Source organism: Shewanella profunda, from assembly GCF_023283765.1.
Lineage (GTDB): Bacteria > Pseudomonadota > Gammaproteobacteria > Enterobacterales > Shewanellaceae > Shewanella > Shewanella profunda.
Map to the genome: position 1 here is coordinate 18882 of NZ_JAKILG010000051.1, position 10529 is coordinate 29410.

The following is a 10529-nucleotide window of genomic DNA, read 5'->3' on the forward strand; positions in this document are numbered from 1 at the left end:
AAGCGCCTGAATCAATATAATTTTTCTAGTTTACGGCAGGAGTTGCTCACCTTGCCAGAGCTGTGACAATTTTTCTCGCTCACGCACTAAGAAAGCTTGCTCGCCATCCACCATTACCTCAGCCGCACGGGGACGAGTATTGTAATTGGAGGACATAGCAAAACCATAGGCGCCGCTCGAACGCACCGCAAGTAAATCTCCCGCAGCTAAGGCAAGTTGACGATCCTTACCTAAAAAATCACCTGTTTCACACACTGGTCCTACAATATCAAAGGCATAGCTTTGTGCGTCCCTCGGTTGGACTGGGATAATATTCTGCCATGCGCTATAGAGTGCGGGGCGGATCAAGTCGTTCATCGCGCCATCGACTATCGCAAAACGCTTGTCGCTGTTTTCTTTAAGGTATAAAACTTGGGTGACAAAAATCCCCGCATTTGCGGCAATGGCACGGCCCGGCTCGAAAATGAGTTTGAGTTTACGGTTGCCTAAACGCTGGAGTAAAGCCGCGGCGTATACATCGGGATGCGGCGGTGTTTCATCATCGTAGGTCACACCTAAACCACCGCCTACATCGAAATGCTCGATGACAATACCTTGCTCAGCCAGACGATCAATTAAGGCAAGCATTCGATCCATGGCATCGAGGAAAGGTTGGATTTCAGTCAGTTGTGAGCCGATATGGCAATCGACACCTTTCACTTGTAGATGTGGCAAAGAATGAGCACGAGCGAATACGGTCTCGGCCTCATCCATAGCAATACCGAATTTGTTTTCCTTAAGACCCGTTGAGATATAAGGGTGGGTTCCTGCATCCACATCGGGGTTTATCCGCAAGGATACAGGCGCCACTTTACCTAAAGCACCCGCAACCACATTTAATTGCTCAAGCTCGGCACTCGATTCGACGTTAAAACAGTAAATGCCCAGATTAAGCGCTTGCTCCATCTCGGCAACGGTTTTACCCACGCCAGAAAAAACCACTTTGTCCGGTGAGCCACCCGCTTCAATCACTCTGGCTAATTCACCACCCGAAACGATATCGAAACCACTACCTAAGCGCGCTAACACATTAAGCACTGCCAAATTAGCGTTGGCTTTTACTGCATAACAAATTAGATGCGGATGATCCGCTACGGCATTATTAAAGGCATGCCAATGGCGCTCAAGTGTCGCACGGGAATATATATACAGCGGTGTACCATAGGTTTGGGCTAAATCAGCAACCTGACAACCTTCGGCGTACAAGGCATTATTATGGTAGAGAAAGTGATCCAATGTCCGATTCCTTACTGCGCTTAGTTGCGATAATGATTCTAGTTAGGCTGATTAGCGTGTTTTTTCAGTCGCGATTCGCGTCTGTGTCGTTACTTCAGCCTGCTCTTCAGGACTTAGCATTGGCTTAGGTTCCGCGACTTTTTTAGGCTGGCTCGCTTCGGTCGCAGGCTTTTTATATAAAGGGCCTTTCTGACCGCATGCAGTAATGAATAGGCTACCAAGCAATAACAATAAAAACAGTCTCATTTTTCTCAACATCTGTGCATCTGGTGACTAATGGCCTTATAATCGCACCCATCTTGACGAAAGCAAAGGACAGAAATGCATGGCTATGACAGATACAGAATTTCACCAGCTCGCCGATGACATGTTCCAAGCCATAGAAAACGCGATTGAAACCGCAATTGATGAGCAAGATGCCGATGTCGATATTGATGCCAGCGGTAATGTTCTGCAGTTGGAATTTGTCGATGGTTCTAAAATCGTGATCAACAAGCAAGAACCTTTGCATGAGATTTGGGTGGCAACGCGTTTTGGTGGTTATCACTTTAGTTTTGTAGAGGGCAAATGGCTAGACGGGCGTAATGGCGGTGAATTTATGCCATTCGTTCAAGACTCTATACTACGCCAAGGCGGCATTAAACTTAGCTTCTAAAACACGACAAAATAACAATGGGAGCTCAGGCTCCCATTGTGCATGTTATTATCATTAAAACTCGGCATCTTGATCGGTAATATCGATACCAAAAGGCGCTACGGTTAGGTCACCAGCGACTCGGACTAAATGAAAAAACTGCGGAATATTAAATCGCGCCCGTGCAGCATAATGCTCATCAAACACGTAATGGTGACTCACTTTATTGACAAGCTCACTCATATTTGAACCATGTTGAACATAATGACTGAGTTGATTTTCTTCATCGAGAATAAACACATCTAAATTACCACCCCGTTGGCGTAAGAAATACTGAATAGCGCCCTTAGCCGCAAAGTTTTGAATAATATTTGGCATGCTGGAAAACGGATCATCCCCCAGTGATGGCCGTGGCAGTTGTACTAGATGGCTACGAGAAAGCTGCTGATAAAAAGATTTAGCATCACTCAAATCTTCATAGGCCATACCTAATGGATTAAAAAAAATGCCATAACGGATATGACTTATTTGTAAGGGTTGCACGAGTATGCTTGATTGCTGTGCCTGCTGGCATAGACGCGCCGTTTGCTTGAGTAAATTCTTCACTGCGAGTTTGAGTTGTGGTCGTAATTTTTGTGAACAACTGATTACATCCATATCGACAGGCAAACTTGCTCGCCTTAGCCCAGGAGTGACAAAAGCCAATGCCTGCAATACCGCTGTATCGCCTTCAAAACGATGGCACTGCCATTCCCCCCAACTGTTGAGGCAAATCGCATCTAGGGCACCGAGCATATTCTCTTTTTTACGCCCGAGAGAGAACACGTTGGCATTCATCAGATCAACCATCATCTCCTGTCCACGCCAGTTAATGGTGGGGTCGCAGTCCAAATTGAGCACAAAAATGAGTTTACGGAAATGCCACGGTTGACATAAGTCCCGCTTAGACACCCGCCAGTCATGGTCAATAAAATGCAGTAACCGCTTTGCCGCATCGGTAAGTCGTTTCGATTTGAGTTTACTCTGCCCAAATTCATACCACTTAGTATCAGGAGTAGACACCCCATTTAAGCAGGCCCAAATCATCAATGCCGAAGGTGTTTTACCTTTGCAAATTGCGGATTCACCCAGCAAGTTCTTCGGCTGTGGATCTTGTCGATAAAGGTAATATTGGCTCTCGCGGGAGCTGGATACCATAGTCACTTCAGATTCGGCAACCGAGTTACTCCACAACAAATTGAGCTTCGCGATTTGATCTTCGTCTTGGGTAAAATAGGTGTGCAACTTGCGGGTCAACATACCTAACTCTTCTATCCGTAAGCCTTCATTCAACTCATGGGTAGATGCAAATCGCAGTAAGGTTTGATAACTCGCCAACAACAACTCATTGAGTTGTTCGTTAAACCAATTGAGCTGACCACTGTGCCAATGCTCACAATCATCGAGGGTATTGATGAGGCTATCAGGCCATTGCCATTCCTGAACCAGCTGCTGCATTTTAGGGTAACGCCAATCTTTTCCATGTTGAGCGCGGCTCAAATACACACCACATTTTAAGTAAAAACAGCGACGAACAATTTCAAGCCGTCGAGTGTCATTTTGCTTCAATAAATAGGTTTCAATCGCTTCATATATAGAGTAATACGCATCGTTTGAGGCCGAAAAATCCCCAGCAAGCGTTTTCTGCCATAGGCGATCACAGAGCAAATGTGAATGGGGATATTCGCTAGCGTAAGCCTCGAGTAAAAGCACCTTAATCAATGCCTTATGCGGTTTATTTAAACCTTTATAGAGTTGCCATAACGAGGCGCCAAAATACTCACTCGCCGGTAACTCATCCACATTACCAAGATATAATAAGTCAGGATTTAACTTAGCATCGGGCCACCAAGCAATGGTTTTACCCGCCAAACGAATTTGACTACGGTAAAACTCTTCTAGCAAAAGCCAATGTTGGGTACTACCGCTGTGCTCGTGCGCCATGGATGACTGACATGCTGAACGCCCCTTTTGGCCGCCACTGAATTGCTGCGGATGCACTAAGTAAAAATTAACTTCAAAATGATAGTCGGCAAACCATGCGGTTAATCTATCGGCTTTAGTACGAATTAATGCCAAATCTTCATCGCACAACTGCGCATGGTGAACTAACCAAACATCGACATCGCTCTTAGCATTTTGACCAAAGCTTGCCGTGCTGCCCATGGCATATACACCTTCAAAGGCATAGGTATCCAACTCTTGACTTGTAAAAGGGAGCTTAAATACATCGCACGCCAGTGACTCACGACTTCCCTCTATATAACCATTAATACCGCACGGAGTATTGGGGTGATGATAGCCAGGATACAGAACACTGTTCTGATGCATTAAAAAGGGGATCAGATAGAATAAGTGCTTTTGCAAAGGAGATAGCAAAGCTAAAGCACGCGCGATGCGTACTTTATTAAGTCTTTCTGCAATATCAGGAAATAGGTCTTGCTGATCCATCCTAAAACACAATACCTAACACTTATGAGAAGTGTGCTTATGTTAACACTTTTGACAAGACGAGCAACTAAATGAGATGTTCATCACACTTTCAAGCCATTCAGAACGCTGCCGACTTCAAAGAATCGATACGGCTTCCTTACATTAACTTATTGCCAATGTTAGCATTGGCGCAACTAAGATCTTTGATTGGAAACTAGGCATGTCTGAAAACCGCATACGTATCGCAACCCGCAAGAGTCCGCTGGCCATGTGGCAAGCTGAATTTGTTAAAGCCGAATTAGAACGCATTCACCCAGGCATTGTAGTTGAATTACTACCAATGAGCACTAAGGGCGACGTTATATTAGATACGCCATTAGCAAAAGTCGGCGGTAAAGGCCTGTTCGTTAAAGAACTTGAAGTTGCAATACTAGAAGATCAAGCCGATATTGCTGTGCACTCAATGAAAGACGTGCCAGTAGATTTCCCTGAAGGACTGGGGCTTGAGGTGATTTGCGAACGTGAAGATCCCCGCGATGCCTTTGTATCGAATATCTATAAAACGATCAGCGAATTGCCACAGGGCGCAACAGTAGGAACTTCGAGTCTACGCCGTCAGTGCCAATTACGTGCATCGCGCCCCGATCTCATTATTAAAGATTTACGCGGCAACGTTGGCACTCGCCTAGCTAAGCTTGATAACGGTGAATACGATGCCATTATCCTTGCAGCTGCAGGTTTAATTCGCCTCAAATTATCAGGACGTATTGCCAGCTTTATTTCCGCCGAAGAGTCCTTACCCGCTAACGGTCAAGGTGCTGTGGGTATTGAATGCAGAACTAACGATGAGCGAGTTAAAGCACTGCTGGCACCATTAGAGCATTTAGAAACCCGCTACCGTGTTATCGCCGAGCGCGCCATGAACACTCGCCTCGAAGGTGGATGCCAAGTGCCCATTGGCGCATTTGCTGAGATTAATGGCGATGAGATGACATTGCGCGGTCTAGTCGGCAATCCCGATGGCAGCGAAATTATCGAAGGCATCATCACAGGTCCAAAAACCGAAGCTACGCAATTAGGTGTTGCCCTTGCCGAAGAACTCTTAAGCAAAGGCGCAAAAAGTATCCTTGACGCCGTTTACGCTAAAGCCTAAATCGATGAAAGTCTTACTGACGCGCCCCGAGGGGCGCAATCAGTCTATGGTCGATGCCTTAAATGAACGAGGCATTGCCCACTACGTCACGCCATTACTGGGTGTTGAACCGACAATCCACATCACAACAGCTGACCCGCATCCACTGGCCGATACCGATATTATTATCTGCATCAGTGCCAATGCCGTTATTTTTGCGGATAAAGCCTTAAGTAAAACCGACTCGCAAATCGTAACATGGCCTAAAGCTCAATACTTTGCCGTGGGCCACGCGACATGGGAAGCGCTAGATCAGTTAGGTATTTTCGCCGTTGAAGCCCCCGATGATTGCCAACAAACGGAAGGCTTGCTTACCCTTGCCTCCTTACAAAATATTCCAGCTAAACAAATTACTATCATACGTGGCGTTGGTGGTCGTGAAGCCCTAGCCGAGCAATTAACCGCCCGTGGAGCAAATGTGCGCTATTGGGAAGTGTATCAGCGAGTGTGTCCACCGTTAGATGGGCACAGTATTACACAGCAATGGCAGGACTTTGGCATTGACACTATTGTGGTCACCAGTGGCGAGGTACTCAATAATCTGATTAATTTAGTGCCAAAAGAGTTATTTGCATGGCTGCGCTCATGTCATATCATAGTCCCAAGTAACCGAGTAGAAGCTCAAGCTCACGCCTTTGGTATAAACCAAGTCACCAATGCCAATGCCGCCAACAGCAAAGCCGTGCTAAACGCCCTTAAACTCTAAGCGCTATTTAGCCCGATTTTACTCGAATTTCGGCAGTAGCATGTTTTCAAGGACTGTTAAATGGATAACAACAAGCACGACGCAAAGAGCCCAGAATCCGAGGCAAATCCAATTATTGCGCCATCGGCAACGACCGATGAACCATCGTTACCTCCAACGTCATCCTCTGAAACCCAAGCTGAAGCCGACGCAGTAAAACCTACAAACACAACTAGTAACGCTGCTGCGTTAACCAAGAGTTCTTGGGCAATTCGCTTTAGTATTTTATTAGCTTTAGGATTAACCGTTTGTGCCATTGGCGGTGGTTTTGTGCTGTATCAGCAACTCCAGCAACAAATTCAGCAGCAACAGTTGGCACAAGATGAAAAAAACAGTGCCCTGCAAGGCCAATTAGAACAAGCGTTATTACAGCCTAATAAGCGAATAGACCAACTAGAACAACAGCAACTTAACGACGCTAAAACCTACCAAGAATTGTCAAAACTTGTCGAGAACCAAAGCCAACTGCAGGACAGAGTCAATAAACTTGCCGAGCGTAGCCCAACACATTGGATGGCATCAGAAGCTGAATACCTTGTAAATATGGCAGGGCGTAAACTCTGGTTAGAGAAAGATCCCCGCACCGCCACCGATTTATTAAAATCGGCGGATGAAACCATTGCCGCCATGAACAATCCAGCACTACTGCCTATCCGCAAAGCACTCGCCAAAGATATTGCAGCAACGGCCAGCATTAAAGCTACGGATATTGATGGTAATGTATTGGCCCTCGATGCCTTGATTGAGCAGCTCGATAAGTTACCGCTAAACCGTCGCGATGCAGAAGCCGATGCAACTGAAGATGCAGCTATCACGGACGATTTGAATGATTGGCAGAGTAACCTAAGTAAGACGTGGAAAGCCTTAACCCAAGATTTTATTACAATTCGTCACAGAACAGCCGATGCTCCAGCACTATTAGCTCCAGAACAGCAGTGGTATTTAGTTGAAAATATTCGTCATAAACTGCTGCAATCCCAACTTGCTTTATATCGCTATGATAGAGCTGCATATCATCAATCATTAATGATGGCACGTAAGTGGATCCAAACTTACTTTGATCCGCAAGATCACAAAACTATCGAAGCAATAGCCGAAATCGATAAGTTAGCGACATTGGAACTAGATCCAATCACCCTGAAATCCTTTACGGCTAAACCTCTGTTATTACAGCTCACAAGTTATGGTGAACTGACCTCATCAGAGGATGCACCACTATGATAAAGATATTAATTTTATTAGGGATTGTACTGATAGGTCTATGTATCAGCCCTTGGCTAGTCGGTAACACAGGTTATGTATATATCGCAGCCGGTGATTACCAAATTGAAACCAGTTTAGTCTTTGGGGTCATTGCATTAATTGTATTTTATGCAGTATTCCAAGTAGTTGAATGGCTAGTCATTACTACTATTAATCTATTACTGCGCAGTCGATTTATCCCCCACCACTGGCGTCGCCGCTCTGCGAAAAAACATACCCTTATGGGCGCTCTTGCCCTCGCAGAAGAAGATTGGCCAGCGGCAGAACGCGCCATGATAAAAGGTGCCGACAACGGCGAATTACCTGCACTTAATTTACTTGCAGCGGCCAGGGCTGCCCAGTATCAACAAAAAATAGCAGAGCGTGATCAATATCTTGACCGCGCAGCATCACAACCCTTTGCCGCCAATGCTGTAGCAACAACCCGCACTCGTTACCTATTAAAACAAGGTGAATTAGCTTTAGCACGCGCTGAGCTCGATAAATTGTCCCCCACGAGTAAGAGCAAAGCACCTGTACTTAAGCTTGCCCTTGAGTTATATCGGGCACAACAAGATTGGGATGCTTTAAAACTATTACTCCCCATATTGAAGAAACGTCAAATCCTTGATGATGATCAGTTAAATGAACTCGATGTAGCTACCCATTGCGCTTTACTTAAAGCTGCTGCGACGAAAAGTGAAGCGGCATTAGAAGAGTGCTGGCAGTGGTTATCACGTAGTGAGCGAAATCAGTCTGAATACCTAGCTATCTACGCTATTGCCCTATGCCGCTTTAATCGTAAAGATCAAGCGATGAAACTGTTACTGAAAAAGCTGCGATTAGCACCCGATACTGCACTGTTAAAGGTAATACCTGATATAACCACTGCCCAAGACATGGATATCCGTAAACAGCTACTAAAATATGAAGTGACCCACGAGAATAATGCTGATTATCAAATTTGCTTAGCCAAGCTATATCAGCAAACTCGAGAGATAAAAGAAGCTAAAACCTGCTGGCAAAACGTCTGCCGACTAGAGCCAACCAAAGAATCTTGGCTAGCATTAGCACGCATCCAAGAACAATTGGGCGAACAAGGTAATGCTAACCAAAGTTATCGCCAAGCCGTCAATCTGTAATTCAAAGAATAAAAACCGATCACATACGCTGTAACACATATATTAGAGTTATGGCGTTTTTCTTAATCGTTATCCTTCCTCTATCCATGTAAAAGCCCCTAGTATTTTACATTCATAAAAACTTAACCTCCTACGATCCAGACCGATTTGTTATATATATGTTTAGATTTAGAAATCAAAGACACTAAATGCAGCTATTTTTATAAATAAACACACAACATCTAGTTACGCTCATAAATTACGTCAATTTTACGTGCACCACCCGGTAAAAAGCTGTAGTACCAAGCAATAGCGACGCGTCAAAAAATTGACTTACCATCACACATTAGCTAAAATTTCACCACTTGTATCACAACTCCACATATTTGTTGGTTTTGTGAACCTTTGTTTGGATTAACACTTGGGTGTTGGGAGCTAATTATGGGATCGGTCATTACATCAAAAAAAGGTTTGCTAAAGTTAGTTAAAGGGCAAATCAATATCGAAGTTGATGGTTCAAATCAACCCGCTAAGGATGGCGAACAACTCCCGAAAGGTGCTGTCCTCCATATTGGCGAAAATGCAACGTATGAAATCACCTTCGATGATGGTACTAAACTATCGAACGAAGACGTACCTAGCACGGCTACAGCGGCATCACCCAGCACTAATAACGAAGCAGCCTTAGATGAAATCCAAGCACTACAAGATTTAATCGCTTCTGGCGAAGATCCAACCCAAAGCCTACCAGAAACCGCAGCAGGTAATACTCCCGGCAATGATGGTAATTCAGGATACGTCACTCTAGCGCGTAGCGGCAGTGAAACGATTGCGGCTTCGGGCTATTCAACTACAGGCCAAGCACCAACAACCATTGCAACTAGTGAGCTAACCCAAACAATTGCGACTGACTCTCCATCTATACTTGCGAATGATATCAGTACTATTGATGAAGACACGGTTGCAACAGGCAACGTGCTCGACAATGACAGCGATGTGGATTCTGAATTAAGTGTGGTGAGTTTTGAGGTTGACGGCACCACCTACGCTGCGGGTACTGACGTTACCCTTGAAAGCGGTATTTTAGTTATCAATGCCGATGGTTCTTATACCTTCACACCGAATGAAAACTGGAATGGCCAAGTTCCGGTTATTACCTACACCACCAATACAGGTGGAACTGCAACTTTAACTATTGAAGTTACCCCTGTTGACGATGTGCCAGTGATTGCCGGTGACGACAGCGGCGCGGTCACCGAAGATGCCAGCGATCCAGTGTTAACTGACACGGGTACCCTGACCATCACCGATGCGGACAGCGGCCAAGCGGTATTCCAAGCCGGCAGCGGCGTCCCAAGCGTCGGCGCCCTCGGCAGTCTGACCATTGATGTCAATGGCAACTGGACCTACAACGTTAACAACGCCGATGTGCAGTATTTAGCCGAAGGCGAAACCAAGGTGGAAACCTTTGTGGTGCTCAGTGCCGATGGCACCGCGCACACCGTCACCATCACCATTACCGGCACCAACGATGTGCCAGTGATTGCTGGTGACGACAGCGGCGCGGTCACCGAAGATGCCAGCGATCCAGTGTTAACTGACACGGGTACCCTGACCATCACCGATGCGGACAGCGGCCAAGCGGTATTCCAAGCCGGCAGCGGCGTCCCAAGCGTCGGCGCCCTCGGCAGTCTGACCATTGATGCGGCGGGCAACTGGACCTACAACGTCAACAATGCCGATGTGCAGTATTTAGCCGAAGGCGAAACCAAGGTGGAAACCTTTGTGGTGCTCAGTGCCGATGGCACTGCGCACACCGTCACCATCACCATTACCGGCACCAACGAT

Annotated in this window: 9 protein-coding genes; 6 read left to right on the forward strand and 3 right to left on the reverse strand. The window is 45.8% G+C overall.

Annotated features, from left to right (window positions below):
• Positions 1-30: 30 nt before the first annotated feature.
• Together lysA and lptM are read right to left on the reverse strand one after the other, a co-directional pair.
• A complete protein-coding gene (gene lysA, locus L2744_RS18460) occupies positions 31-1275 on the reverse strand; it encodes a diaminopimelate decarboxylase (RefSeq protein ID WP_248993266.1) in 1245 nt (414 codons plus the stop codon).
• Between the two features lie 51 nt (positions 1276-1326).
• Positions 1327-1521 (reverse strand): LPS translocon maturation chaperone LptM, encoded by a 195-nt coding sequence (gene lptM, locus L2744_RS18465; protein WP_376711959.1) that lies wholly within the window; start codon positions 1519-1521, stop codon positions 1327-1329.
• Positions 1522-1600: 79 nt separating this feature from the next.
• On the opposite strand from lptM, the gene cyaY reads away from it, so the two are divergent.
• Positions 1601-1930 (forward strand): iron donor protein CyaY, encoded by a 330-nt coding sequence (gene cyaY / locus L2744_RS18470; protein ID WP_248993268.1) that lies wholly within the window; start codon positions 1601-1603, stop codon positions 1928-1930.
• Positions 1931-1984: 54 nt separating this feature from the next.
• Here the strand turns inward: cyaY and L2744_RS18475 are convergent, their stop codons facing one another.
• Positions 1985-4399, reverse strand: a complete 2415-nt coding sequence (locus tag L2744_RS18475; RefSeq protein WP_248993269.1) for a class I adenylate cyclase — start codon at positions 4397-4399, stop codon at positions 1985-1987.
• Between the two features lie 202 nt (positions 4400-4601).
• Here L2744_RS18475 and hemC point away from each other — a divergent pair, with 202 nt between their 5' ends.
• The 5 genes from hemC to L2744_RS18500 all read left to right on the forward strand — a co-directional run.
• Positions 4602-5534 (forward strand): hydroxymethylbilane synthase, encoded by a 933-nt coding sequence (gene hemC / locus L2744_RS18480; protein WP_248993270.1) that lies wholly within the window; start codon positions 4602-4604, stop codon positions 5532-5534.
• A gap of 4 nt (positions 5535-5538) precedes the next feature.
• Positions 5539-6279: a uroporphyrinogen-III synthase gene (locus L2744_RS18485; protein ID WP_248993271.1), complete on the forward strand. Its 741-nt coding sequence runs from the start codon at positions 5539-5541 to the stop codon at positions 6277-6279.
• Positions 6280-6339: 60 nt separating this feature from the next.
• Positions 6340-7539 carry a uroporphyrinogen-III C-methyltransferase gene (locus L2744_RS18490; RefSeq protein ID WP_248993272.1) on the forward strand — a complete coding sequence of 400 codons (1200 nt, stop codon included), beginning with the start codon at positions 6340-6342 and terminating at the stop codon, positions 7537-7539.
• The gene (locus L2744_RS18495) at positions 7536-8702 is read left to right on the forward strand and encodes a heme biosynthesis HemY N-terminal domain-containing protein (RefSeq protein ID WP_248993273.1); all 1167 of its coding nucleotides are present in this window, start codon (positions 7536-7538) and stop codon (positions 8700-8702) included. The genes L2744_RS18490 and L2744_RS18495 overlap by 4 nt, the downstream gene beginning before the upstream one ends.
• A gap of 420 nt (positions 8703-9122) precedes the next feature.
• A partial coding sequence (locus tag L2744_RS18500; RefSeq protein WP_248993274.1) for a retention module-containing protein occupies positions 9123-10529 on the forward strand: 1407 nt, incomplete at its 3' end.

Bases quoted from the DNA above. Each gene is read 5' to 3' on its own strand.
- lptM (WP_376711959.1), bottom strand. From the start codon at position 1,521: ATGAGACTGTTTTTATTGTTATTGCTTGGTAGCCTATTCATTACTGCA.
- cyaY (WP_248993268.1), top strand. From the start codon at position 1,601: ATGGCTATGACAGATACAGAATTTCACCAGCTCGCCGATGACATGTTC.
- L2744_RS18475 (WP_248993269.1), bottom strand. From the start codon at position 4,399: ATGGATCAGCAAGACCTATTTCCTGATATTGCAGAAAGACTTAATAAA.
- hemC (WP_248993270.1), top strand. From the start codon at position 4,602: ATGTCTGAAAACCGCATACGTATCGCAACCCGCAAGAGTCCGCTGGCC.
- L2744_RS18485 (WP_248993271.1), top strand. From the start codon at position 5,539: ATGAAAGTCTTACTGACGCGCCCCGAGGGGCGCAATCAGTCTATGGTC.
- L2744_RS18490 (WP_248993272.1), top strand. From the start codon at position 6,340: ATGGATAACAACAAGCACGACGCAAAGAGCCCAGAATCCGAGGCAAAT.
- L2744_RS18495 (WP_248993273.1), top strand. From the start codon at position 7,536: ATGATAAAGATATTAATTTTATTAGGGATTGTACTGATAGGTCTATGT.